Annotated in this window: 22 protein-coding genes and 1 tRNA gene; 16 read left to right on the top strand and 7 right to left on the bottom strand. The window is 71.6% G+C overall.

From position 1 onward, the window contains the following. From QE405_RS15085 to QE405_RS15045, 9 genes are all read left to right on the top strand, one after another. On the top strand, positions 1 to 675 hold the full coding sequence (locus QE405_RS15085) for an antibiotic biosynthesis monooxygenase family protein (protein WP_307202195.1): 675 nt from the start codon (positions 1 to 3) through the stop codon (positions 673 to 675). Positions 676 to 702: 27 nt separating this feature from the next. Continuing rightward, positions 703 to 1800 carry a citramalate synthase gene (locus QE405_RS15080; RefSeq protein WP_307202193.1) on the top strand — a complete coding sequence of 366 codons (1098 nt, stop codon included), beginning with the start codon at positions 703 to 705 and terminating at the stop codon, positions 1798 to 1800. Beyond that, the gene (locus QE405_RS15075; protein ID WP_307202191.1) at positions 1800 to 3011 is read left to right on the top strand and encodes a CaiB/BaiF CoA transferase family protein; all 1212 of its coding nucleotides are present in this window, start codon (positions 1800 to 1802) and stop codon (positions 3009 to 3011) included. The genes QE405_RS15080 and QE405_RS15075 overlap by 1 nt, the downstream gene beginning before the upstream one ends. Beyond that, positions 3008 to 3811: an enoyl-CoA hydratase/isomerase family protein gene (locus tag QE405_RS15070; protein WP_307202189.1), complete on the top strand. Its 804-nt coding sequence runs from the start codon at positions 3008 to 3010 to the stop codon at positions 3809 to 3811. The genes QE405_RS15075 and QE405_RS15070 overlap by 4 nt, the downstream gene beginning before the upstream one ends. Before the next feature lie 42 nt (positions 3812 to 3853). Continuing rightward, the gene (locus QE405_RS15065) at positions 3854 to 4840 is read left to right on the top strand and encodes an ABC transporter substrate-binding protein (protein WP_307202187.1); all 987 of its coding nucleotides are present in this window, start codon (positions 3854 to 3856) and stop codon (positions 4838 to 4840) included. Between the two features lie 68 nt (positions 4841 to 4908). Then, the gene (locus QE405_RS15060; RefSeq protein ID WP_307202184.1) at positions 4909 to 6462 is read left to right on the top strand and encodes an AMP-binding protein; all 1554 of its coding nucleotides are present in this window, start codon (positions 4909 to 4911) and stop codon (positions 6460 to 6462) included. Positions 6463 to 6543: 81 nt separating this feature from the next. Next, positions 6544 to 7755, top strand: coding sequence for a cytochrome P450 (locus QE405_RS15055; RefSeq protein WP_307205888.1), 1212 nt, complete (start codon positions 6544 to 6546; stop codon positions 7753 to 7755). A gap of 5 nt (positions 7756 to 7760) precedes the next feature. Further along, on the top strand, positions 7761 to 7964 hold the full coding sequence (locus QE405_RS15050) for a ferredoxin (protein ID WP_307202182.1): 204 nt from the start codon (positions 7761 to 7763) through the stop codon (positions 7962 to 7964). 5 nt (positions 7965 to 7969) lie between these two features. Continuing rightward, positions 7970 to 9166: an NAD(P)/FAD-dependent oxidoreductase gene (locus tag QE405_RS15045; protein WP_307202180.1), complete on the top strand. Its 1197-nt coding sequence runs from the start codon at positions 7970 to 7972 to the stop codon at positions 9164 to 9166. Between the two features lie 23 nt (positions 9167 to 9189). Here the strand turns inward: QE405_RS15045 and QE405_RS15040 are convergent, their stop codons facing one another. Further along, positions 9190 to 9906: a GntR family transcriptional regulator gene (locus QE405_RS15040; RefSeq protein WP_307202178.1), complete on the bottom strand. Its 717-nt coding sequence runs from the start codon at positions 9904 to 9906 to the stop codon at positions 9190 to 9192. 151 nt (positions 9907 to 10057) lie between these two features. Between QE405_RS15040 and QE405_RS15035 the strand changes: the two genes are divergently transcribed. The 5 genes from QE405_RS15035 to QE405_RS15015 are packed head-to-tail and all read left to right on the top strand — an operon-like array spanning position 10058 to position 16539. After that, positions 10058 to 11227 carry an acyl-CoA dehydrogenase family protein gene (locus tag QE405_RS15035; protein ID WP_307202176.1) on the top strand — a complete coding sequence of 390 codons (1170 nt, stop codon included), beginning with the start codon at positions 10058 to 10060 and terminating at the stop codon, positions 11225 to 11227. A 15-nt stretch (positions 11228 to 11242) separates the two neighbouring features. Next, complete coding sequence (locus QE405_RS15030) at positions 11243 to 12592, top strand: MmgE/PrpD family protein (RefSeq protein WP_307202175.1); 1350 nt, start codon at positions 11243 to 11245, stop codon at positions 12590 to 12592. Positions 12593 to 12641: 49 nt separating this feature from the next. Continuing rightward, on the top strand, positions 12642 to 13730 hold the full coding sequence (locus tag QE405_RS15025) for an NAD-dependent epimerase/dehydratase family protein (protein ID WP_307202173.1): 1089 nt from the start codon (positions 12642 to 12644) through the stop codon (positions 13728 to 13730). After that, positions 13720 to 15246 carry an aldehyde dehydrogenase family protein gene (locus tag QE405_RS15020; RefSeq protein WP_307202171.1) on the top strand — a complete coding sequence of 509 codons (1527 nt, stop codon included), beginning with the start codon at positions 13720 to 13722 and terminating at the stop codon, positions 15244 to 15246. Before QE405_RS15025 ends, QE405_RS15020 begins: the two co-directional genes overlap by 11 nt. 54 nt (positions 15247 to 15300) lie before the next feature. Continuing rightward, positions 15301 to 16539: an MFS transporter gene (locus QE405_RS15015; RefSeq protein ID WP_307202170.1), complete on the top strand. Its 1239-nt coding sequence runs from the start codon at positions 15301 to 15303 to the stop codon at positions 16537 to 16539. On the opposite strand, the gene QE405_RS15010 is transcribed toward QE405_RS15015, so the two are convergent. Continuing rightward, complete coding sequence (locus QE405_RS15010; protein WP_307202167.1) at positions 16536 to 17462, bottom strand: LysR family transcriptional regulator; 927 nt, start codon at positions 17460 to 17462, stop codon at positions 16536 to 16538. The genes QE405_RS15015 and QE405_RS15010 overlap by 4 nt on opposite strands. Positions 17463 to 17574: 112 nt before the next feature. Here QE405_RS15010 and QE405_RS15005 point away from each other — a divergent pair, with 112 nt between their 5' ends. Together QE405_RS15005 and QE405_RS15000 are read left to right on the top strand one after the other, a co-directional pair. Then, positions 17575 to 17751 (top strand): hypothetical protein, encoded by a 177-nt coding sequence (locus QE405_RS15005; protein WP_307202164.1) that lies wholly within the window; start codon positions 17575 to 17577, stop codon positions 17749 to 17751. Positions 17752 to 17839: 88 nt separating this feature from the next. Beyond that, positions 17840 to 17912: transfer RNA gene (locus tag QE405_RS15000), tRNA-Thr, on the top strand. 73 nt (positions 17913 to 17985) lie between these two features. On the opposite strand, the gene QE405_RS14995 is transcribed toward QE405_RS15000, so the two are convergent. The 5 genes from QE405_RS14995 to QE405_RS14975 all read right to left on the bottom strand — a co-directional run bounded on the left by QE405_RS14995 (position 17986) and on the right by QE405_RS14975 (position 24002). Continuing rightward, positions 17986 to 18948, bottom strand: a complete 963-nt coding sequence (locus tag QE405_RS14995) for a PDR/VanB family oxidoreductase (protein ID WP_307202162.1) — start codon at positions 18946 to 18948, stop codon at positions 17986 to 17988. Further along, the gene (locus QE405_RS14990) at positions 18948 to 20882 is read right to left on the bottom strand and encodes an acetoacetate--CoA ligase (RefSeq protein WP_307202159.1); all 1935 of its coding nucleotides are present in this window, start codon (positions 20880 to 20882) and stop codon (positions 18948 to 18950) included. Before QE405_RS14990 ends, QE405_RS14995 begins: the two co-directional genes overlap by 1 nt. After that, a complete protein-coding gene (locus QE405_RS14985; protein ID WP_307202157.1) occupies positions 20875 to 21684 on the bottom strand; it encodes a fumarylacetoacetate hydrolase family protein in 810 nt (269 codons plus the stop codon). The genes QE405_RS14990 and QE405_RS14985 overlap by 8 nt, the downstream gene beginning before the upstream one ends. Positions 21685 to 21858: 174 nt before the next feature. After that, complete coding sequence (locus QE405_RS14980; RefSeq protein WP_307202156.1) at positions 21859 to 22800, bottom strand: MBL fold metallo-hydrolase; 942 nt, start codon at positions 22798 to 22800, stop codon at positions 21859 to 21861. After that, positions 22797 to 24002 (bottom strand): cytochrome P450, encoded by a 1206-nt coding sequence (locus QE405_RS14975; RefSeq protein WP_307202154.1) that lies wholly within the window; start codon positions 24000 to 24002, stop codon positions 22797 to 22799. Before QE405_RS14975 ends, QE405_RS14980 begins: the two co-directional genes overlap by 4 nt. Positions 24003 to 24036 lie beyond the last annotated feature (34 nt).

The following is a 24036-nucleotide window of genomic DNA, read 5'->3' as shown; positions in this document are numbered from 1 at the left end:
ATGAGCAAGCCCGTCGTCTACGTCGTGCAGTGCGCGGTCGATGCCGACTACGAGGCCGAGTTCGAGCGGTGGTACGCCGACCGGCACGGCCCCGACCTGGTGCGGTCAGGCTTCCTCTCCGCGCAGATGTTCCGTTCCCTCGACGAGCCGAGCGCCTACCTGACCGTGTACGACGCGCCGGAGCACAACGTCTTCACCTCCGAGGTGTACGCCGCCGCCCGTGCCGCCGATCCGGTCCTCCCGATCGCCGAGAGCCACATCGGTTCGAAGATGACGAAGGGCCGGTTCGCGCACCGGGTCGCGGCCGGCGTGGCCGGGAGCGGCTTGCCGTCGATCGATTCCGAGCACGTGGTGACGCTGCGCGCGCAGGTGCACGAGACGCAGCTCGACGCGGCGTTCGCGACGTTCGCGGGCGAGACGGCCCCGGCGCTGGTGGCCGCCGGGGCGAGCAGGGCGTGGTGGTCGCACCTCGTCGGCCTGCACAACCTCTTCCCCCAGCTCGTCCCGCCGAACACGCTGGCCGTGGCCGAGGTGGACGCCGCTGCGTGGAGCGCCTTCGAGGTCCCCGAGCTCGTCTCGGAGACAGCAGACGGCGGCGGCGCTTTCGTCGTGCACCGCTACGAGCGCATCTTCAGGTTGGCAAACGGCAATACGGTATACAGTAATGCGGTATAGTGATCGCCATGCGATGTGAAGAGATGGATGACCTCCCCGCAGGTGCACCTGGTCGAGGAGGGCATGCGTGAGGGACTTCAGATCGAGAGTGCCGACATCTCGGTCGACGAGAAGCTGCGGCTCCTCGACGCGCTCTCCCGCACGGGCCTGAAGACGATCGTCGTCGGTTCCTACGTGAGCCCGAAGTGGTGTCCCCAGATGGCCGACACCGAGGAGCTCGTCGCGCGGATGCGACCGGCGGACGGGGTGACCTACACCGCGCTCGCGCTCAACCGACGCGGACGGGAGCGGATGCTGGCGCAGTCGCCTCCGCTCAGCGAACGGGCCGGTGCGGGGCGGACGCTGGTCCACCTGTGCGACGTCTTCGCGCAGCGCAACACGAACCGCACCCAGCAGCAGGAGATCGCCGCCTGGGAGGGCGTCGTGGCTGACGCGGTCGCCCACGGGACCACCGAGGCCACGATCGCGCTGAACGCCGCGTGGGGCTCCAACTGGACCGGCGACGTCGCCGAGGAGACGCGCCTCGACCTGCTGGAGGCGCAGCACCAGCTGTGGACCGACGCGGGCATCCCGGTCACGCGCGTGTGGCTGGGGGATCCGATGGGGTGGAACCTGCCGCACGTGGTCGAGCGCCACCTGCGCAACATCATGGAGCGATGGCCGTCGATCACGACGTTCCACCTCCACCTGCACGACGCCCGGGGTGCCGCACTGCTCTCGGCGTACTCGGCGCTGCGCGTCCTCACCAGCGAGCACACGCTCGTCCTGGACACGTCGATCGGCGGGATGGGCGGTTGTCCCTACTGCGGGCACGGCCGCATCACGCGCATGATCCCGACGGAGGACGTCGTGGACCTCCTGGAGGAGCTGGGGGTCAAGACCGGGGTGGACCTGCCGGCCCTGATCGAGGCCGCCCACGTCGCCGAGTCCGTCGTCGGTCACCCGCTCTGGGGCCACGTCTCGAAGGCGGGCCCGCGGCCGCGGGGCAACGACCTCTACGCGATGGACATGCCGTTCGTCGAGACCGAGGAGCAGGCGCAGCACTTCCGACTCGGGCCGACCGTCTACGAGGGAGCCCTCTCGCCGTGGAAGAGCCCGATCACGTCGCCGATGAGGAGTCAATGATGGATCTTCCTGCCGACACGTCCGCCACCACCGGCCCGCCGGAACCCGCGGGACCCGGGTCGCTGGGCGACATCAGGGTCCTCGACATCACCACCAACGTCGCCGGTCCGTTCGCGACGCAGGTCCTCGGCGACCTCGGGGCCGACGTCATCAAGGTCGAGCGGCCCTCGGGCGGTGACGACACCCGTGGCTGGGGTCCGCCGTACTGGCCCAACGGCGAGAGCGTCACGTTCTCCACCCTGAACCGCAACAAGCGCAGCCTCGCTCTCGACCTGTCGTCCGACGAGGGCCGGGAACGGCTCCGCGGCCTCGTGGCCGAGGCGGACGTGCTGGTCGAGAACATGCGCCCCGGCGCCATGGACCGGCTCGGGTTCGGCGACGACGCGCTGCGCGCCCTGAACCCACGACTGGTGGTCTGTCACATCACCGGCTTCGGTCCGGGACCGTCGGCGGCCAAGCCGGCGTACGACCCCCTGATGCAGGCATTCAGCGGTCTCATGGGGATCGTGGGCGAGCCGGGCCGCGCACCCGTCCGGATCCCGGTCTCGGTGCTCGACAAGGGAGCCGGCATGTGGGCCGTGATCGGCATCCTCAACGCGCTCCGGTTGCGGGAGCAGACGGGCGCGGGGTCGGTCGTGGCCACGTCCCTGCTCGAGACGGCGCTGCAGTGGGAGCCGGCGCAGCTCCTGGGAGTGCTGGCCGACGGGAGCGTCGCGGGCCAGCTGGGCTCGGCCACCCTGGGGATCGCGCCGTACCAGGCGTTCCTCGCCCAGGACCGACACCTCGTCATCGCCGTGGGGAACGAGCGCCTGTGGTCGAAGTTCACCGCCGTGATGGGTCGCGAGGACTGGCGCACCGACGAGCGCTTCGTCGACAACGGCTCGCGGTTCAGGAACCGCGAGGTGCTCGCGGAGGAGATCGAGGTCGAGCTCAAGAGCCGCCCGGCGCAGGAGTGGATCGCGACCTTCGAGGCGGTCGGGATCCCGTGCTCGCTGATCCGCCGCGTCGACGAGGTGCTCCGCGACGAGCAAGTGGTCGCGACGGGGGCGGTGGCCCCCCTCGAGCACCCCGAGGTCCCCGCCTACGCCACGGTGCACACCCCCGTCCGCACCGACGGTGAGCACTTCGCACTGCGCCGCCGCCCCCCCGTGCTGGGGGAGCACTCCCTGGAGTCCTTCGAGGGTTCCGCTTCCCGACAGGAGCGACGATGACCGCAACCGACGACCACACGGAGACGGACGGGCTGCTCGTCGAGCACCGTGACCACGTCGCGTACCTCACGCTCAACCGCCCCCACCGGCACAACGCGCTGGACAGCGCCCTGAAGCGCGACCTGGTGAGGTGCGCATCGGACCTCGCGGAGGACCCCGAGGTCCGGGTCGTCGTGCTGAGCGGTGCCGGCGACCGTGCCTTCTGCGTCGGGGCCGACCTCAAGGAGATCGACCAGACCGCTCGTGCAGGACGCAGGCTCACCACGCCGATGACGGGTGAGGCGCGCAACGTGTTCGAGGCGGTGCTGGAGATCCCGAAGCCGACGATCGCGGCGATCGACGGCTACGCCCTGGCCGGGGGCTTCGAGCTGGCGATGGCGTGCGACCTCAGGATCGCCACGCACGGCTCGGTCTTCGGGATGCCGGAGGCCAAGATCGGGATGGGTGCCAACTTCGCCTCAGTGATGCTGCCGCGGCTCGTCGGGCCGGCGGTGGCCTACGAGCTGCTGTACACCGCGGAACGCTTCGACGCGGCGCGCGCCCTCGACGTCGGCCTGCTGATGCGCGTCGTGGACAGCGCCGACCTGACGGCCTCGGTCGAGGCGCTGGCGCGTGGCATCGCCCGGAACGCGCCCCTCTCGCTCTTCCGCTACAAGCAGATGGTCCTGCGCGGCATGGACCTGCCGGTGCCGGCAGCCCTGCGGCTCAACGTGGGGCCGAACCCCTACGCCTCCGCGGACCGCGAGGAAGGAGTCCGCGCCTTCCTCGAGAAGCGCGAGGCCTCCTGGCAGGCCCGGTAGCCCGACCGCCCCTTCTGCCCCACCCCGACACAGGAGACCCCGATGACGAAGCTCGAGCTGAGCCTGGCGCTGCGCACCAACCCGCGCGTCCAGGCGCTGGTCGACGACCCGCACGCGATCGAGGGCGTGCGCCTGCGCACGTCCCTGCTGCCGCCGGCCGACACCTTCTGGCGCCAGCTGAACTTCCAGGACTTCGACATCTCCGAGATGTCGTTGGCCTCGTTGACCCGGTTGCGGCTCCAGGGCGACGACACCTGGGTCGCGCTGCCGGTCTTCCCCGACCGGCGGTTCTTCCACGCCGCCGTCGTGGTGCGTGCGGACTCCGACGTGCGGACCCCGGCCGACCTGCGCGGCAAGCGGATCGGCGTGGCCGACTACTCCATGACGGGAGCCGTCTGGGCGCGCGGCGTGCTGCAGCACGACCACGACCTGCACCCGTCGAGCATGACGTGGTTCCAGGAGCGCACGACGCGCCTGAGCCACGGCGGCGCGACGTCGTTCCGCCCGCCGGAGGACGTCGAGGTCGTCCAGATCGGCCCCGACGACAGCCAGCGGAGGATGTTCGCGGAAGGGCGCCTCGAGGCGTCGATCCTGTTCATCACCTACAAGACGATGCTGGACCGCAGCACGGGCTCGATGGACGAGGCCAACGTGCGCCTGCTCTTCCCCGACGACGACGCGGAGAAGGCGCGTGCCTTCGGCACCTGGGGCTTCCTCCCGTTCAACCACTGCATGGTCGTCCGGCGCAGCCTGGTCGAGGCGCACCCGTGGCTGCTGCTGAACATCTACAAGGGCTTCCTGGATGCCAAGACGACCCACCTCGCCGCGCTCCAGGAGGCGGTCCGGCTCCACCGTGAGGTCGGGCTGGTGCCGGCCTCCGGGAGCACGGACGTCGACCTCTTCCCCTACGGTCTGCGGGCCAACGCGCACGGGCTCGACACGCTGTCGCGGTTCTTCCACGAGCAGGGCATCACCCCGTCGTCCTTCACGGTCCGTGAGCTCTTCGACGACCGCTTCGCGTCGCTGTGAGCCCCGCGCAGCCGCCGCCGGCACCGGCCGGCCTCGACGTCGGCCTTCGCGAGCGCACCGTCCCGCGGGTGCTCGCGGCAGCCGTCGCGGAGCACGGCCCCCGGGTCGCCGTCCGCGACGGGAGCCGTTCGCTGACCTACGACGAGCTGCACCGCGAGGTCCGGGAGCTGGCGGGTGGGCTGGGGACCTTGGTCGACGGTGACGGGGCGCGCGTCGTAACCGTGCTGGACAACCACGTGGACCAGGTCTGCCTCTGGCTGGCCATCGCCGAGGCGGGTCTCGTGTCCGTGCCGGTGAACCCCGAGTCGACGAGCGCCCAGCTCGCCCGCTCCGTCGCGTCCGTCGACGCCTCGGTCGTGGTCGTCGAGGGCCACCGGCTCGACACCGTCCTCGCGGGCCTCGCCGACCTCGGACCCGACGCGCGCCGGCTCACGTTGGTCGTCCGAGGCGGACGTACCGATGCGCAGCAGGTCCCGGAGGGTGTGCGGGTGCTGCCGTGGGCGGAGCTCCTGCGGCGTCCCGGCGGAGCCGCCCTCGGCTCCGACGGTCCCGAGCCCTGGGACCTGCAGGCGGTGATGTTCTCCTCCGGCAGCACCGGTGGGCCCAAGCGGGTCCTGGTCACCCAGGCCCAGACCGTGACCCGGGCGATGGTCGTCGACCAGCGCCCGGCGACGGGTGACGGCGTCGTCCTGCTCACCGTTCCGCTCTTCCACGTCGCCGGGCAGTGCCGCGGCGTGCTGGGCCCCCTGATGGCGGGTCTGCAGGTGGTGGTCGCCGAGCGTTTCAGCGTCAGCGGCTTCTGGTCGACGGTGCGCGCGCACGGCGTCACCTCCACCCTGCTGATGGGCTCGATGATGGAGTACCTGCTCCAGGTGCCCCCGGAGCCGGCAGACGCCGACAACCCGCTCCAGCAGCTGTACGCCGCGCCTGTCTCCCCCCGCGCGGCGGAGTTCGCCGCACGGTTCGGGGTGACCGTGCACGCCAGCTATGGATCGACCGAGGCGGGGACGGTGTCCACCGGCCCCTCGACCAGACCGGGATCGCTCGGCTGGCTCCACCGCGACTTCGTGGCCCAGGTGGTGGACGAGGTGGACGTCCCCGTCGCGCCGGGCGCGGCCGGCGAGCTGGTGCTGCGGGCTCGGCACCCCTGGCTGATGACGCCGGGCTACGAGGGTGACCCCGCGGCCACGACGGCGCTCTTCCGCAACCAGTGGCTCCACACGGGCGACCTCGTGCGGCAGGAGGAGGACGGCGAGCTCGTCTTCGTCAGTCGGCTCAAGGAAGTCATCCGCAGCAACGGGGAGAACATCTCGCCCTCGGAGATCGAGGACTTCGTGCGGGGCCTCGACGACGTCGTCGACTGCGCCGCGGTCGGGGTCGCCAACGAGGGGGGCGAGGACGACCTCAAGCTCGTCGTGGTGCCCGGACCCGGTCGGACGACGGTCGAGGACCTGTGCCGTCAGATCGGCGAGGGCCTGCCGCGCCACATGTTCCCGCGTTACGTGGAGCTGCGGCCCGACCTCCCGAGGACGGCCACGGCGAAGACGCGGAAGGCGGAGCTGGCCACCCGCGACGGCTCCGGGGTGGTCGACGTCGCCCACCTGCGGCCCGCTCGGCGCTGACCTGGTCGCGGTTCGCGCGAACCGCCCGGAACGCTCGGCTGATACGGTATACGAGAACACAGAGAGGATGACGCCATCGTGATGACGCAGGGAGGCGACGCCACCGGCAGCCCGGTGTGCCCGGTCGCGCACGACAGTGCCGCGTTCGACCCGTACGACCCCACCCTGGGTGAGCCCGGCGTGTGGGCGGTGTACGAGGAGGTGCGGGCGGCGGGCCCGGTGGCCCGCTCGGAGGAGCGTGGCGGTTTCTGGACGCTCACCGGTTTCGACGACGTCCGGACCGCGCTCCGCGATCACGAGACCTATGCCTCCGGGTGGGGTCACCGGCTGCCGACCGACGGGAGCCACCGCTCCATCCCGATCGACACCGACCCGCCCTTGCACACGCACTACCGCACGATCATGGGACTCGCGCTGTCGCCGGCGCGCATCCGCGACATGGCGCCCTTCCTGCGCCAGATGGTGTCGACCATCGTCGACGACTACGCCCGCGAGGGCGGGGGCGACGCGGTGCGGGCCATCTCGCTGGCGATCCCGCTGCAGGTCCTGACGGAGCTGGTCGGATTCAGCCAGCACACGGTCAACCGCTTCCGCGAGCTGACCGAGGAGATGTGGAGCCGGGTTCCGCAGGTCCCGTTCGCGGAGGCGCGCGCGTCGATCTTCGACCTCATGGCGGAGGAGGTCGAGCGGCACCGGCAGGAGCCGGCCGACGACTTCGTGGACGCGCTGCTCGGGGCGACGGTGGGAGACCGGCCCATCGAGGACGACGAGAGGCTGCGGGTGCTCGGCACCCTCGCCGTCGCCGGCCACGAGTCGACCATGAACGCCATCAGCATGCTGCTGTGGACGCTCGCGACCCACGAGGAGGAGCAGAGCGCGTTGCGGGCGGACCCGTCGCTCGCGCCGAAGTACATCGAGGAGCTGCTCCGCCTCCGCACGCCGGTGCAGAACATCGCCAGGCGCGCCACGTGCCCCGTCGACGTGGCGGGTCAACGCATCGACGAGGGCGACTCCGTCCTGCTCTCGTACGCCGCGGCCAACCGCGACCCGGCCAAGTTCGACCGACCGACCGAGTTCGTGCCCGGCCGCTCCGAGCGGGGCCACCTCGGCTTCGGCTGGGGCATCCACCAGTGCATGGGGGCTGCCCTGGTCCGCTCCGAGCTGACGATGCTCCTCGAGGAGCTCTGCAAGCGGCCCCCGCTGCGCCTCGACGGCGAGGTCGAGTGGTCGCCCCTCCAGGGCGGGACCCACCTGGGCCCAGCCCGGCTTCCCCTACGGTTCGAAGGAGCGTGAGTGCGATGACGGTGCACATCGACATCGATCGTGAGGCCTGCAACGGCTACGGGAACTGCGTGATCGCGGCTCCCGAGGTCTTCGACCTGGAGCCTGGCACGAGCATCGCTTACGTCCTCCCGGGGCACCCGACGGAGGCGGACCGTGACGCGGTCGAGGAGGCTGTCGCCGACTGCCCGGTGCAGGCCCTGAAGCTCCGCCGGCCATGATGAGCGTGCGTGCTCCCGGCGACGCCCACACGGTGATCGTCGGGGGGTCGGTCGCCGGCGTGCGCTGTCTCCAGGCGTTGCGGCAGAAGGGGTACGACGGCCGGATCACCCTGGTCGAGGCAGAGGTCCACCAGCCCTACGACAAGCCGGACCTGTCGAAGTCCGCACTGACGGGCACTGAACCGCGACGCCTGCTGGACCTCGCCGAGGTCGACGACCGGGACGAGGTGGTGCTGGGAGACCCCGCCACCGGGGTCGACCTCACGCGTTCAGAGGTGGCCCTCTCCAGCGGTCGCGTCCTGGTGTTCTCCGACCTGGTCGTCGCCACGGGGGCCCGTGCGCGCCGGCTCCCCTCGTTCGACGTCTTCCCGAACGTCCACTACCTCCGGTCCCTCGACGACGCCCGTCGCCTTCGTGCCGACCTGGCCGCCGCCCGTCGCATCGTGGTCGTCGGTGGTGGCTTCATCGGGGGCGAGGTGGCCAGCTCCGCGAGGGAGCGCGGCGTGGACGTGACGATCGTCGAGGCCGGCCCGCGGCTGCTCACGCGCTCGATGCCGGCCGAGGTCGCCGAGCACCTCCAGGGCATCTACGAGCGCCACGGCGTGCAGGTCGTCTTCGACACCGTCGCCGCCCGGGGCGTCCCGGGCGACGGGGGAGTCCTGCGATCGGTCGAGATGGGCGACGGATCCGTGGTCGAGGCCGACCTGGTGGTGATCGGCGTGGGGTCCGTCCCGAACTGCGAGTGGCTGGCCTCCAGCGGCATGCCGATCGACGACGGACTCCACTGCGGGCCGGATCTCCGGGTGGCGGGCACGGATCGCGTCTTCGCGATCGGGGACGTCGCGCGGGTTCGTTCGGCGACCGACGCGAACGGATCGACCAGCTCTCGTCACGAGCACTGGACCAGTGCCCGCGAGCAGGCGTCGATCGCGGCCCAGAACATCCGGCAGGTCGGCTCCGCGACGCACCGGGCCACCGGCTTCGTGTGGAGCGACCAGTTCGGCCACCGCATCCAGCACGTGGGCTCCGCCGATCCCGGCGCGGACGCCGTGGTGGACGTAGCCCACCTCGATCACGGCGGTGTGATCTTCCACCACCGCGGGGCGACGGGACAGGTCGTCGGTGCCACCGCCATCGACGCCCAGCGCGAGTTCGCCGCGGTGCGCCGCGCGTTGTCGCTGGCGCCGTTCGCCGCGGTCTGACGCCCGGGGACGTGACGGCTCGGTCAGTCGGCGGCGACGGTCGGAGCGGCGCTGGTCCCCCCGAGCCCCCGGTTCTCGAGATAGGTGAGCAATGCCAGCGCGGCGTGCTCGAAGTGTTGCGCGGTGAGCGCCTCCGCAGTGTCCGGATCGCGGTCCCTGATCGCCTCGTAGATGGCTCGGTGCTCCTCCGGCGTGTCTCCCCACCACCCGGCCTTCTCGTCCATGAAGTCCTGCATCAGCGGGAGGGACACAGCCCGCAGGGTCGCGATCAACCGGGACGACCGCGCCATTCGGTTGACCTTGTGGTGGAACGCCCAGCTCGACTTGGCGATCGCGTCGCGGTCCACTGCGGACTCGCCCGCGCTCACCAGCTCCTCGAGCTCCGCGATCTCCTCGTCGGTCCCGCGGAGCGTGGCCCGACGGGTCGCGAGGCTGGCGATGAAGGCCTCGATCTTGAACGTGTCGACCAGGTCCTGGGCGTCGAACTGGTTGACGATCATCTGGTTGCGCCTGTTGCGCACCACGAACCCCTCGTTCGCGAGCATCAGCAGCGCGTCACGCACCGGGATCCGGCTGACCCCGTAGATCTCGCACAGCTTCTCCTGGGGCAAGGGGGACCCGTCGGGGAGCTTGCCCAGGATGATGTCGCGCCGGATGGCGCTGGCCACCTGATTGCCCAGGGACTGGGGACGCGTCACGGCGACGTGGGTCGCAAGCTCACTGAGGGGGGCCGCAGGCATGGCGACAGAATACTGCATACGGAATCACCCTGTTTGGCCGTGACCCGTGTCGCAGGACGACGGTGAGCGGATCAATGGACAGGGAGCGTATGACCATCTACTGTATACCGTGTTGCAACAGCGGGGATCGAGAGCGACGGAGGAATCAGCGGTGATCAAGGACTTCGAGCGGTTGTCGGGCGACCTGGCGGAGATCCGGGCGGCGGTGGGACAGCTGTGCGACAAGTTCCCGGCGTCGTACTGGCAGGAGATGGACGCCGAGCGCCGCTACCCCGAGGCCTTCGTCGACGCGCTGACGGAGGCGGGGTGGCTGTCCATCCTCATCCCGGAGGAGTACGGCGGCGGCGGGATGGGCATCTCCGCGGCCTCCGTCGTCCTCGAGACCATCAACCGGCACGGCGGCAGCGCCTACGCGGCCCACGCGCAGATGTACACCATGGGCACGGTGCTGCGGCACGGCTCGGACGAGCAGAGGCAGCGCTACCTGCCCCAGATCGCCGACGGGTCGCTGCGGCTGCAGTCCTTCGGCGTCACCGAGGCCGACGCCGGGTCGGACACGACCCAGATCGCCACCTTCGCCGACCGTGACGGCGACGACTACGTCATCAACGGGTCGAAGGTGTTCATCTCCCGCTACTTCCACTCGGACCTGATGCTCCTCCTGGCGCGCACGACGAAGCGGGCGGACGTCGAGAACAAGGCCGACGGCATCAGCACCTTCATCGTCGACCTCCGCACCGCGGGCGACGCCATCAAGGCCTCCCCGATCAAGACGATGGTCAACCACGAGACGACGGCGCTGTTCATCGACAACCTGCGGGTGCCCGCGGCCAACCTCATCGGTGAGGAGGGCAAGGGGTTCTCCTACATCCTCAGCGGCCTCAACGCGGAGAGGATCCTGACGTGCTCGGGCCAGCTCGGAGGGGCGTACTGGTTCCTGGACCGGGCTGCGCAGTACGCCAACGAGCGTGTCGTCTTCGACCGCCCGATCGGCAAGAACCAGGGGATCCAGTTCCCCCTGGCGCAGGCGTACGTCGAGCTCTCGGCCGCGAGCGCCATGCGCTGGCGTGCCATCGACCTGTTCGAGGCAGGGGAGCAGCCGGGCTTCGAGGCGAACTCGGCCAAGTACCTGTCCTCGAAGGCCCAGTGGGCCGCTGCCAACGCCGCCATGGACACCTTCGGTGGATGGGGCATGACCGAGGAGTACGGGATCGAGCGCAAGTTCCGCGAGGCGCGGCTCTCGCTCGTCGCCCCCGTCAGCAACAACTTGGTCATGAACTACGTGGCGACCAAGATGCTCCGACTGCCTCGCTCGTACTGAGCGGAACGAACAGCAATGGGACTCACGCGTGACCTGGCCGCGTTCGCGACGGCGGCCACACCCTCCGAGGGGGCTGCACCGATCGTGGGCCGCTCCCTGGTGGACACGGTCGGTGTGGCGGTAGCGGGCGCCGGTCGGCTCGGCGAGGGCGTGCTGGAGCGGCTCCTCGTCGCGCACGGCTCCCCCGGGGCCGGTCCTGCGTTCCTCCTGTCCACCGGGGAGCGGGGTGCGGTGCTGTCCGCTGCGTTGTGCAACGCCACGGCAGCGCACGTCCTCGACTTCGACGACGTCTCGCACGCGGTGCGGGGGCACCCGAGCGCCGTCCTCATCCCCGCCCTGCTCGCGCAGTCGGAGGAGACGGACGTCAGCGGCGCCGAGTTCGTCGCGGCGTTCGAGGTGGGTCTCCAGGTCGCCGCGGCGCTCCTTGCCGGGGTCGGTCCGACGCACTACGCCGACGGATGGCACGCGACCTCGACCTTCGGCACCATCGCCACGGCGGCGGCAGCGTCCCGCCTCCTGCGACTGGACGAGGGTCAGGCCGCGGAGGCACTCGGGCTCGCGGCCTCGTTCGCGGCCGGCAGCCGTGCCAACTTCGGCACGATGACCAAGCCCCTGCATGCGGGCCACGCGGCGCAGTGGGGCCTGTTCGCCGCACGCGCCGCCGGCGCCGGGTTCACCGCCAACCCCGACCAGCTCGAGAGCCAGACGGGATTCCTCCGCCTGCACGGTGAGCGCGACGTCGCGGGCGCCCTGGACACGCTCCACGGTCCGCGGGTCCTGACGAGCGACCGCGGGCTCAACGTCAAGAAGTATCCGTGCTGCTACTTCGCGCACCGAGCCATCGAGGCGACGATCGGTCTCCGGGAACGGGTCCGGACGGAGGACGTCGAGCGGATCGAGGTGACGGTGCCTCCGGGTGCCACCGCCGCGCTCACCTTCGACGCGCCGCGCACCGGGCTCGCCGCCAAGTTCAGCGGGCCCTTCCTGGTGGCGTCCGCCCTGCTCGACGGCGCTGTCCGCTTCGCGACGTTCGACGCGGCCCAACGGTCGCGTGCCGACGTCGCCGACCTGGGGCGTCGCGTGCGGTGGTCGGAGTCCGCGACGCCGCCGTACGGCCCGCCGGAGTGGTCCGAGGGTTACGCCGTCGTGGTCGCCCACCTCCGTGGTGGCGAGACTGCGTGCGCCCGCGTCGACGTCCCGCGTGGCGACTGCCGCGATCCGCTGGGACAGGCCGAGCTGTGGGCCAAGTTCGCGGACTGCGTGGACGGCTGCGAGCTCCCCGGCGCCGACCCCCGGACGTTCTTCGACCGCCTGCTCGACCTGCCGTCCTCGCCCTCGGTCGCGACGTGGGCGGCGCCCGCGTGAGCAGGTGAGCAGGTCCCCCCGTCCGCACCAAGCCAAGGAGCTGAACCAGATGGTCAAGAAGGCACTCGTCGTCGGAGGCACGGGCCCCACCGGCCCCCTCATCATCCGAGGACTGCAGGAACGCGGTTACGCACCGACCATGCTCAACCGGGGGAGCCGCGTGCTGCCCGAGCTGGCCGACATCGAGCTGATCAAGGCTGACCCGCACTTCGCCGAGACGTTCGCCGCAGCGGTGCAGGGGCATCAGTACGACCTGGTCATCGCGACCTACGGCCGTCTGCGGGTCATGATCGACACCCTGCGCGAGGTCACCGACCGCGTGGTGAGCGTGGGCGGCACCGCCTATGCGGACCGGGGCGGGCGCCCCGCCCACGAGGACTCCCCGCGGTACACCGAGAACAAGATCGTGGCCAAGATCGTCGAGACCGAGCAGGCGCTGCTGGCCGCGCACGACGCCGGCTACTTCAACTGGTCCCACCTGCGCTACCCGAACCTGTGGGGCAGCCGCCAGCTGGCGCCGCGCGAGTGGAGCATCATCCGTCGCCTCAAGGACGGCCGCCGTACGATCCCCATCGCCGACGGGGGGCTGACCCTCGAGAGCAAGGCGTACGTCGAGAACGCGGCCCACGCCGTGCTCCTGACGGTGGACAAGCCGGACGAGTCGGCGGGTCAGCAGTACAACGTCTGCGACGACGAGACGCCGAGCGACGCGACCCGCGTGCGGGACCTCGCGCGCGCGTTCGGCGTGGACGACGTGCAGCTGCTCAGCCTGCCGGAGGCAGCGACCGGGCCGGCCTCCTTCTGGGGCATCGGGCGGGACCTCAGCTTCTCGCGCGAGGGACGGCCGCCGAGGACCGTCCACAAGCTCCTCAGCAACACCAAGATGCGCGAGCAGCTGGGCTACGAGGACCTCGTCCCCTACGAGGAGGCGGTGCGACGGACCGTCGAGTGGTACGTGCAGAACCCGGCGGACGCTCGCGACGAGGAGCAGCTCTCCGACCCGTTCGACTACGCCGCCGAGGACGCCTACGCCGATGCGCTCGCGTCGTTCGTCGACGACACCAGGGCGATCCCCTTCGCCGGTGTCGAGTACGTCCACCAGTACAGCCACCCGAAGAAGCCCTCCGATGTCGCCTGACCAGGCCGTGGCGACCCCGGTGCCCGAAGCCTCCACCGTCGACCAGGAGCTGCCCATGTCGCCACGGATGACGATCGACGGTGCCGGTGTCGCCGGGACCCGCACGTTCCCCGTCCACGACCCGGCGACGGGCGAGGTCGTGGCGCAGGCGCCGAACTGCACCGATGAGGAGATGGAGCGGGCCATCGAGGCGGCGAGGCGGGCCTTCGAGACGTCGTGGTCGCGGGACAGCGACCTGCGCGCCTCGGCGCTCCGGGCGTGTGCGGAGGTCCTCCGCGCGAACGTCGACGAGCTCGCGCCCCTGTTGACCCGCGAGCAGGGCAAGCCCATCGCGGAGGCGCGCCGGGAGATCGGCGTCGCGGCCGACCGCTTCGAGTACTTCGCCGGGCTGAGCCTGAGCGAGCAGATCATCGAGGACGACGATCGGGCGCTCGTGCGCGTGGTGCGCAAGCCGCTGGGGGTGAACGTGATGCTGACGCCCTGGAACTCCCCGCTGTCGGTGGCCGGCAATAAGATCGCGCCCGCGCTGAGCGCCGGTAACACGGCGGTGCTGAAGCCGTCGCCGGACACGCCGCTCACGACGCTGCGGCTGGGTGAGCTGCTCGCGCCCGTGCTCCCGCCCGGCACCCTCAACGTCGTCTCGGGCCTCGAGCCCCTGGGCGCCAACCTGTGTGGTCACCCGGTCCCGCGCCGGATCAGCGTGACAGGGTCGATCGGTACGGGCCAGGCGGTCCTGCGGACGGCGGCTGCCGACCTGAAGCGTGTCACGGCGGAGCTGGGCGGCAACGACGCTGCCATCGTCCTCCCCGATGCGGATCCCGAGACCATCGTGGACGGCATCTTCCGTGCGGCGTTCGCGAACTCGGGCCAGATCTGCGTGGCCATCAAGCGCCTGTACGTCCACTCCTCGATCAAGGACAGGCTGGTCGAGCTCCTCCTCGAGCGGATCGCGCAGGTGCGCCTCGGACCCGGGCTCGACGAGTCCACCACCATGGGGCCGCTGGCGACCGCAGCGCAGCGCGACTGGGTCGAGACCCTGGTGGCGGAGGCCGCCGCCCAGGGGGCGACGGTGCTGACCGGCGGGCGCCGGGTCGACGGACCGGGCAACTTCTACGAGCCGACCCTCGTCGTCGACGTGGACGCCTCCATGCGCCTGGTCGCCGAGGAGCAGTTCGGCCCCGCTCTGCCCGTGCTGGCCTTCGACGACGTCGAGCATGTCCTCAGTGAGGTCAACGGGGGCATCCACGGACTCGGCGGCTCCGTGTGGTCGAGCGACCCGGAGCAGGCGTTGGCCGTGGCGGAGCGTCTCGAGGCAGGCACCGTCTGGATCAACGGCCATCGCATCCTGGCGGCTCACCAGCCGATGGGGGCGGTCAAGTCCAGCGGCGTCGGTGTCCACGGTGGTGAGCTGGGCCTGTGGGACTGCACCGAGACCCGACTGATCTGGCAAGGGCGGGCCGCGAGCTCGGCCGCCTTCCCGCCCGGGCTCGTCGCCGCGCCGAGCGTGACGAGCTAGCCGGTTCGGGTGCGCCGGGGCTCCCGTCGACGCGCGGCCCGCAGCGAGGTGGGGATGTTCGCCTCGCTGCGGGTCCGCAACTACCGGATCTACGCGCTCGGGGGACTGGTCTCCAACGTCGGCACGTGGTTGCAGGCCACGGCGCAGACCTGGCTCGTCCTGGAGCTGGGGGGCAGCGGTGCCGACATCGGTCTGGTGCTCGCGCTCCAGATGGCACCGACCCTGCTGCTGTCCGCGTGGGCCGGTGTGCTCGCCGACAGGTTCGCGAAGCGTCCCCTGCTGGCCTGGCTCCAGGTCGCCATGGCATTGCCTGCGACCGTGCTGGGAGCGCTCGCCATCGCGGGCGACGTCAGCCTGGACCACGTCTTCGTCCTGGCGACCGCCTTCGGTGTCGCGCGGGCTCTGGAAGCACCGGCGCGGCAGTCCTTCGTCGCCGAGATCGTGGGTCCAGGACATCTCAACAATGCCGTGGCCCTGAACTCTGCATCGTTCAACGCCGGGCGGTTGGTCGGGCCGGCAGCAGCCGGTCTGACGGTCGCCACGCTGGGGTCGGGCGTGTCGGCCACCGGCGTCGTCATCGTGGCCAACGGCCTGAGCTTCGGGTTTCCCCTGCTCGGCCTCGTGATGATGGATGGCGGGCGCCTGAGGCCGGCCCCCGTGACGGCAGATCGACGGCGCGCGATCCGTCACGCCGTGCGCTACGTGCGCACGCGGCCCGACCTCCTCCTCATCTTCGCGTGCGCGTTCTTCCTCGGTTGCTTCGGGATGAACTTCCAGATCACCAGCGCACTGATGGCCACGGAGGAGTTCGGCCGGGGTGCAGGCGACTTCGGTCTCCTCGGTTCGCTCCTGGCGCTCGGTTCCCTCGCGGGCACGCTGCTCGCGGCTCGGCGCCCGGCGCCGCGGTTGCGCGTGCTGGTCGCTGCGCTGGCCGTGTTCTCGACGATGCAGGTCATCACGGCGGCGATGCCGACCTTCGTCACCTACGCGGCGCTCCTCCCCTTGGTGGGGGCTGCGCTCTTCACCGCGGCGACGACGGCGAATGCGCTGGTGCAGATCACCACCGCTCCGAGCATGCGAGGCCGGGTCGCGTCCCTCTACATCATGGTCTTCCTCGGGAGCGTCCCGCTCGGCGCGCCGCTGATGGGCGTCGTCGCCGAGCTGGGCGGCGCCCGTCTGGCACTCACGATCAGCGGTGGTGTCGTGGGGTTCGGTTCGCTCGCCGCCTCCGCGTGGTTCGCCCGCACGCGCCGTCGCGGCGTGGCGAGGGGTCACGGACCGGCCCACGGCTAGCGCGGTGCGAACGGCTCGGCGATCTGCTGGATCCGCCGCGTGGCCAGCTCGATCATGAGCTGCGCGGCGGGCGACAGGGTCGCGCCGGAGCGGTGGACGACGGCGAGGGTGTCGTACTGCCGCGGGCGCAGCGAGACGTAGCCCGCCGACGGCGCCAGGCGGGGGAGCAGCTGCAGCGCGGCTCCCTTGGGGATGACGCTGTCGGCGAGGCCCATCCCGACGAGCTCGACCGCGGTCTCGATGTCCTCGACCTCGATCCGCGTCGTGGGGTTGCGGCCGGTCTCGTGGAGCATCTGCCGCAGCACGATGCGCGTCGAGTCGACCGCCCGCCAGGTCGTCTCCGGCATCACCAGCTGCGCCTGCGCGAAGCGCTGCGGCGTCACGGGCGACGTCAGCCGCTCCGGGTCCGCGCTGATGTAGACGAGCTCGTCCTTCGCGACGGGCGTGACCGTCATGCCCTCGCTGGTCGCGGCGGGCACCGCGATCATCGCGGCCTCGAGCCGGCCGCGGCGGAGGTCCTCCTGCACCTCGTTGGAGTTCTGGCCGATGAGCTCCACCCGGACACCGGGGTAGCGGGCCAGCACGTCCGCGACCAGCCCGGCCCCGGCGTACAGGCGGGCAGCGCCGAACATCCCGAACCGGATGGTGCCCGTCTGCAGCGCCTTGGCGCTCGTGACGGCACGGCGCGCCTCCTCGGCGGCCGCCAGCGTGCGCTCCGCGTGGGGCCGCAGCTCGTCGGCGACGGTGGTGGGCACGACGCCGCGCCCGACGCGGCGGAACAGCTGGACGCCGAGCGACTTCTCGAGCGCCCGGATCTGCTCGGACACGCTCGGTTGCGCGTAGCCGAGCTCGGTCGCCGCGGCGGTCAGCGAGCCGTGCTCGTACGTCGCGAGGAAGCACCGGAGCTGGTGGAGGGAGAGCACGGTCACATCATAGGAATGACCTAGGGATCGCGCTGGAAAGTGAGGCTACCCCTGGAGTCTCGACGTCGAGAGGATAGGAGTCGTCCCCGATCTGACTCCTGAGGAGGCCACCGTGTTCGTCCACCGCTGCAGCAGCTGCGAGAAGCGCCAGCTCATCTTCGACACCCAGTTCAGCGCGGTGCGCGCCGTCGAGGGCGGGTGGGTCGCGACCTTCACCTGCTGGTGCGGTGCTACGCAGGAGCACGCCAGCGAGGGCGCGCGCCTCGCCGGGCTGACGCTCGCGGCCTGAGCCCCCGAGCGCCGCGACCGGGGCCCGATTCGCGCGGGTGTGGACCGGTCGCTATGCTCTCCTCGCTGTCCGTTCCGGCGGGCAGCGCGCCGCCTTAGCTCAGTCGGTAGAGCGAATCACTCGTAATGATTAGGTCGTCAGTTCGATTCTGACAGGCGGCTCCGACACACAGCCCCCGACCTGCAGAGATGCAGGTCGGGGGCTGTGTCGTTGTCGTTGCGGCCCTGGGCAGATCTAGGCATCGAGCACGAGCCGCGGCGACCGTGCTCGGCCGACGCAGATCATCATGCTGCGGGACGCCTCGCGCTCCTCGGGGGTGAGCACGAAGTCTCGGTGGTCGGGCTCGCCGGCGAGCACCGGGACCTCGCAGCTGCCGCAGGTCCCCTCCTCGCACGAGTACATGATCGGGACGCCCGCGTCCTCGGCGACCTCCATGATGGAGCGGTCGGCGGGGACCGTGAGCGTCACGCCGGTGCGGGCGAACTCCACCTCGAACGCGCCGTCGTCCTCCGTGGTGGCGGGGAGGGCGACGGGCGCGAACCGTTCGAGGTGCAACGTCCCGGGGGGCCACGCCGCGGAGGCGACCTCGACCGCGTCGAGCAGCGGCGCCGGTCCGCAGCAGTAGATCGCGGTGTCCGGCTGGGGCACGGCGAGCAACCCGTCGAGGTCGAGCAGCCCGTGCTCGTCCTGGGGGCGGATCGACACGCGGTCGCCCCACGCCTCGACGAGCTCGTCCGCGAAGGCCATCGACGCGCGGGTGCGGCCGCCGTAGAGCAGGCTCCAATCGGCCCCCGTCGCCGCGACGGCCGCGATCATCGGCAGCACCGGGGTGATGCCGATTCCGCCGGCGACGAAGACGTAGCGGCGCGCCGGCACCAGGGCGAAGTGGTTGCGCGGGTGGCTGACCGGGACGACGTCACCGGGACCGAGCCGGTCGACCACGTGGGCCGAGCCGCCGCGGCTGGCGGGGTCGCGGAGCACGGCGACCTCGTAGCGGTCGGGGTCGGCGGGGGAGGAGCACAGCGAGTACTGGCGCACCAGCGCGGGGTCGCTCCCGAGGTGCAGGTCGATGTGCGCGCCGGGCTCCCAGGGGGGAAGGGGACCGCGGTCGGGTCGTCCGAGCGTGAGCCGGACGGTGTCGACCGCGACGGTCTCCTTGTCCAGCACGACGAGCTCGATGGTCTCGGGGGTCGGCATCAGGGCACCTCGTGGTCGTGGTCGCGGGTCGGTCGTGCGGCGCGCCGGGTCTCGCCCAGCTGCTGGAAGACGTGCAGGAGCTCGGGACGGTCCACGGCGCCGACCTGTGCGGCCGGCTCCATGCCGACCAGGATCTTCTTGATCGGCACCTCGAGCTTCTTGCCCGTCAACGTGTGGGGGATCCCGGGCACCTGGACGACCTCGTCGGGGACGTGGCGGGGCGAGACCTTCTCGCGGACGGACGTCAGGATGGTCGTGGCCAGCTCGTCGTCGAGCCGTCGGCCCGGTGCGAGGGTGACGAACATCGGCATCCAGTAGCCGCCGTCCGGCTCGTCGATCCCGACCACCAGTGCCTCGAGGACGCCGGGCACGTCCTCGGCTGCCTGGCAGATGTCCGCGCTGCCCATGCGGATGCCGTGCCGGTTCAGCGTGGCGTCGGAGCGACCGTGGACGATCACGGTGCCGCGCGAGGTGACCGTGACCCAGTCGCCGTGCCGCCAGACGCCGGGGAAGTCCTCGAAGTACGCGGCGCGGAGGCGGCTGCCGTCGGGGTCGTCCCAGAACGCCACGGGCATGGACGGCAGGGGTGTGGCGACGACCAGCTCGCCGACCTGGTCGACGAGGTCCTCCCGCTCAGCCGACCAGGCCCGCAGGTCGACGCCCAGCCAGCGGGCGCTGATCTCCCCGACGTGGTCCGGCACCGTCGGCACACCACCGGCGAAGCCGCTCACGACGTCGGTGCCCCCGGTGGTCGGGGCGACCCGCACCGCGGGCCCCAGGTCGTCGGCCACCCACTGGTGCACGGGGCGGGTGAGCACCGACCCGGTGCAGCCGAGCACCCGCAGGGCGCTGAGGTCTCGGTCGGTCGACGGGTGGAGCCCCGCGTCCCGGGAGGCGGTCAGGTAACCGGGGCTGACGCCGAGATGGGTGATGTGCCCGCGTTCGGCGACCTTCCACAGCGCCGGGGGCGTCGGCGCGCCGTCGAAGCAGTGGACCGGGGCACCGCACAGCAGGCCGCCGAGACGCAGGTTCCACATCATCCAGTTCAAGGTCGTGTACCAGAAGAACTGGTCGCCGGGCCCGAGGTCGAAGAACAGCCGCAGCGTCTTCAGGTGCTCGACGACGACGCCGGCGTGGCCGTGCACGATGCCCTTGGGCGGCCCGGTGGTCCCGGAGGTGAAGAGCACCCAGAGCGGGTGCGCGGACGGCACCGGGACGGGTGCCGGACCCGGCCCGGGGCGACTGACGGCGGTGGACCACGCGACCGCGCCGTCCGCGAAGGGGTGGCCGTCGCCGACGAGCACCGAGAGGCGCAGGCCGGGGAGCCCGTGGCGGAGCACCTCCACGTCCGCCGTCCGGTCCACCCAGCGCCCGCGGTGGTGGTAGCCCGCGGCCGCGACGAGGCACGTGGGGTCCAGCTGGCCCACGCGCGCGAGCGCGGCCTCCCCCGCCAGGTCGGTGCCGCACCCCGCCCACACGGCCCCCAGGGTCGCGGCCGCCAGGAACGCGACGATCGCCTCGGGCCGGTCGGGCAGGTAGCCGACCACCCGGTCGCCCGGACCGACCCCGGCATCGGCCAGGGTCCCGGCGAGCGCCGACACCTGGCGCTCGAGGTCGGCCCAGGTCAGGGTCTGGGTGATCCCCTCCTCGTCGTGCCCCACGATGGCGGGGCCGGTGCGGGGCACGGCGAAGACCTGGGCGGCGTAGTTGAGGCGGCCGCCCGGGAACCACCGTGTGTCCGGCAGCGGTGCACCGTCCGTGACCGCGTCGGGCTCCGTCTCCCAGACCACGCCGCAGAACTCGTCCACGGCGCTCCAGAACGCCGAGGTGTCCTGCACGGACCACCGCCAGAGCGCGTCGTACGACGCCGTGGCCGGGGGGCCGCCGTACCTCTCCGCCAGCCGGGCGAAGGCCGTGATGGCGGGCTCAGCCACGGCCCACCACCCCCGACCAGTCCCGCTGGCGGCGTTCCCGGGCGGGGCGCGCCCGACCGAGCGGCACCGGGTCGGCGCCGGCCACGATGGTGTTCGACAGGGCGCCGATGCCCTCCGCGACCAGGGTCACCTCGTCGCCGGGGGCGAGCGGGGGGACCACGTCGGTGCCGAGACGGGCCCAGTACTCCAGCAGGCAGCCGCCACCGCACGTGCCCGACGCCAGGACGTCGCCGGTCCGGAGCTCGGTGCCGCGCGACGCGAACGCGATCATCTCCTCGAACGACCACGCCATGTTGACGGAGCTGTCGCCCCCGGCCGGGAGCGGCACCCCGTTGAGCTCGACGTGCAGCTCGAGCGCGAGCCGGTCCTCCCGCCGGTACGGCGCGAGCTCGTCCGCGGTGACGACCCAGGGCCCGAATGAGTTCGCGAAGTCCTTCCCCTTCATGGGACCCATGCCGAACGGGATGACGGGTTGCATCAGGTCGCGGGCCGACCAGTCGTTGAACAGGGTGTAGCCGGCGATGTGGTCGCCCGCCTGCTCCGGGGTCAGGTCCTTGCCGGGCTTGCCGATCACGACCGCCAGCTCGAGCTCGAAGTCCAGCAGCTCACAGCCGGGAGGAACCGCGATCGCGTCGCCGGGTCCTGCGACGGCGTTGCGGTTGTAGAAGGTGAAGACCGGCATCTCGTACCAGACGGGATGCGGCTCGGTCGCGCCGAGGATCTGCAGGCTGCCCTCGAGGTGCTCCTCGAACGTCAGGAAGTCGCGGAGGCTGGTGGGCTCGATCGACGCGCGGAGCCGCACGTCGGACAGGGGCAGGGGCTCGCCCCGTCGCGGCCCGCGCCACCGTCTCGGCGCGCTCCGCGGGCGAAGCTGCGAGCAGGGCGAGGTGGTCGACCCCGGGGGCGAGCGGTTGCACCCGGTCCCCGTCCACGACGCCGATGCGGGTCGCTCCGTCGACCTCGACACGCGCGATCCTCATCGCCGCACCCCCGCGTCGTAGGCGGCGATGCGACTGAACTGCTCGAGCCGGTCGGAGCGGGGTCGCGTCGGGTCGAGCTCCTCGTAGACGTTGAGCACGTTGGCCGCGATGCGCTCCTGCTCCGTCATGTCCGCGAACGGTGTCAGGTCGATCGCCGACACGGCTTCCTCCACGGAGAGGCCGGCGCGGAAGTGGGCGGTCGCCTCGACGGCGACGTGCTCGAGGTAGGCCCGCACGCGCCGTACGGCCGTGTCGTCGGTCAGCGGCCCGTGACCGGGCACCACGACGTCGGGCTCGAGGGCGAGCACCTGGTCGAGAGCGGCGATGCACCGCGAGATCGGTCCGGTCCACACCAGGGGTGCGCCGCCGTTGAAGACGATGTCCCCGGTGTAGACGACGCCGGCCTCCGGCACGTGCACCAGCACGTCGCCCGCCGTGTGGGCGGGTCCCACCTCGATGAGGTGGACCTCCCGGCCGCCGACGTCGAGGACGAGGCGGCCGCTGAAGGTGCGCGTGGGCGGCGTCGCGACGATGCCGTGCATGTCGAAGCCGACCGAGATGGGTCGGATGAACTCCCCGATGTGGCCGTCCCGCTCGTGCAGCCCGACCATCTCGTCGACGGCGTGCTGCGTCATCGTCGCGGCGGCTGCCGCCGAGGCGATGATCTCCACGCCGTCGCCCCCCACCAGCTGGTTGCCGAACCAGTGGTCGCCGTCGGAGTGGGTGTTCACCACGGTCCGGATCGGGTGCTCCACCGTGAGCGGCGCGTAGCCGTCGAGCATCTCGCGGGTGTGGGCCAGGTCGTAGAGGGTGTCGACCAGGAGCGACTCGCCCTCGCCGCGCACCAGGCCGGAGTTGCTCTGCCCCCAGTGGCCGGACGGCACGAGCCACGCGAACGCGCCGCGGCCGAGGTCGTGGGGTCCCTTGGCATAGCTCATCGACCCGCCCCCTCGGCGGTGACGACGCGCACGGGCAGCGCGTCGAGCTTCTGCACGGTCTGGCTGGCGCTGGGCACCGGGTCCCCGGCGCGCTCGAAGCGCACCACCCGCTTGCTGAGCTCGCTCAGCAGGGAGGCGACCTCGACGCGGGCCACCGGGGAGCCGAGGCACACGTGCAGTGCGTTGCCGAACCCGAGGTGCGTCTTCGCGTTCTCGCGGGTGAGGTCGAGCCGGTGCGGGTCGGGGAACTGGCGCGGGTCGCGGTTGGCGGCCGCGAGCATGACCGCGACGCGGGCCCCCGCCGGGATCGGGACGCCCGCGACCTCGGCCGCCGTGCGGGTGCGACGGAAGAAGGCCCGGAACGGCGCACCGTGCCGCAGCACCTCCTCGACCGCGTTGGGGACGAGGTCGGGGCGCTCGCGCAGCAGGTCCCACTGCTCGGGCTGCTCGATGAACGCGTTGACGGCGTTGCCGATCAGGCCGCCGGTGGAGTCGATACCAGCGAGCCACATCGAGGCCAGCACCATCACCCGCTCTGTGCCTTCCTCGAGGCTGCCGTCGTTGCCGCCGGAGTCGACGATGAGTCGTCCCAGGCAGTGCGCCGGCATGGCCGGCAGTCCCTCCGAGACCAGCCAGGTGACGGCCTCCATCACCTGGCTGGCGTGCTCCGGCGTGCCGGCCGGCTCCTCGGCGCGGCTGGTCGCGTCGCTCCAGTCCGCGAGCGCGGCGGCGCTCGGCGGGGTGATCCCCGTCAACAGGGTCATGGCCCGGTCCGGCATCGCCCGGGCGATGACGGGGATGGCGTCGAACTCCCCGCGGTCGACCACCTCCTGCGTGATCTCGCGCGCGACGTCCTCGATGCCGGGGCGGAGCGCCTCGACCGCCCGCTTCGAGAAGGAGGGCTGCACGGAGCGCCGGATGCGGTCGTGCAGCGGGGGGTCGTTCTCGATCAGCGGGTAGCGCTCGGTCCGCGTGGTCGGGACCTCGAAGGTGACCCCGTCGCCCGAGACGAACTGGGTGTGGTTGCGCAGCACCTGGACCGCCTCGGCGTGCCCCGCGACCAGCCACAGGTCCCGCTCGGGCACGTGGACCACGGGCCCCTGGGCGTGGAGCCGGTCGTAGTACGCCGCGGGAGCGAGCTGGGCCTCTGGCGCGTAGGGGTCGAGGTCGTGGGGTTCTACTGTGGTCGTCGCGTGGGACATGGTGCTCCTCGTGATGGAATTGCACTTGAGTGCA

The sequence above is a fragment of the Nocardioides zeae genome, from assembly GCF_030818655.1.
Classification (GTDB): Bacteria; Actinomycetota; Actinomycetes; order Propionibacteriales; family Nocardioidaceae; genus Nocardioides; species Nocardioides zeae_A.
The sequence above is the reverse complement of the archived record's forward strand: the minus strand, read 5'-3'. Positions and strand labels throughout refer to the sequence as shown.

Coding starts and splice junctions, on each gene's coding strand:
- QE405_RS15070 (WP_307202189.1), top strand. CDS start 3,008: ATGACCGCAACCGACGACCACACGGAGACGGACGGGCTGCTCGTCGAG.
- QE405_RS15020 (WP_307202171.1), top strand. CDS start 13,720: ATGTCGCCTGACCAGGCCGTGGCGACCCCGGTGCCCGAAGCCTCCACC.
- QE405_RS15055 (WP_307205888.1), top strand. CDS start 6,544: ATGACGCAGGGAGGCGACGCCACCGGCAGCCCGGTGTGCCCGGTCGCG.
- QE405_RS14980 (WP_307202156.1), bottom strand. CDS start 22,800: ATGAGCTATGCCAAGGGACCCCACGACCTCGGCCGCGGCGCGTTCGCG.
- QE405_RS15050 (WP_307202182.1), top strand. CDS start 7,761: ATGACGGTGCACATCGACATCGATCGTGAGGCCTGCAACGGCTACGGG.
- QE405_RS14975 (WP_307202154.1), bottom strand. CDS start 24,002: ATGTCCCACGCGACGACCACAGTAGAACCCCACGACCTCGACCCCTAC.
- QE405_RS14995 (WP_307202162.1), bottom strand. CDS start 18,948: ATGCCGACCCCCGAGACCATCGAGCTCGTCGTGCTGGACAAGGAGACC.
- QE405_RS15085 (WP_307202195.1), top strand. CDS start 1: ATGAGCAAGCCCGTCGTCTACGTCGTGCAGTGCGCGGTCGATGCCGAC.
- QE405_RS15080 (WP_307202193.1), top strand. CDS start 703: ATGACCTCCCCGCAGGTGCACCTGGTCGAGGAGGGCATGCGTGAGGGA.
- QE405_RS15065 (WP_307202187.1), top strand. CDS start 3,854: ATGACGAAGCTCGAGCTGAGCCTGGCGCTGCGCACCAACCCGCGCGTC.
- QE405_RS15030 (WP_307202175.1), top strand. CDS start 11,243: ATGGGACTCACGCGTGACCTGGCCGCGTTCGCGACGGCGGCCACACCC.
- QE405_RS15015 (WP_307202170.1), top strand. CDS start 15,301: ATGTTCGCCTCGCTGCGGGTCCGCAACTACCGGATCTACGCGCTCGGG.
- QE405_RS15040 (WP_307202178.1), bottom strand. CDS start 9,906: ATGCCTGCGGCCCCCCTCAGTGAGCTTGCGACCCACGTCGCCGTGACG.
- QE405_RS15025 (WP_307202173.1), top strand. CDS start 12,642: ATGGTCAAGAAGGCACTCGTCGTCGGAGGCACGGGCCCCACCGGCCCC.
- QE405_RS15075 (WP_307202191.1), top strand. CDS start 1,800: ATGGATCTTCCTGCCGACACGTCCGCCACCACCGGCCCGCCGGAACCC.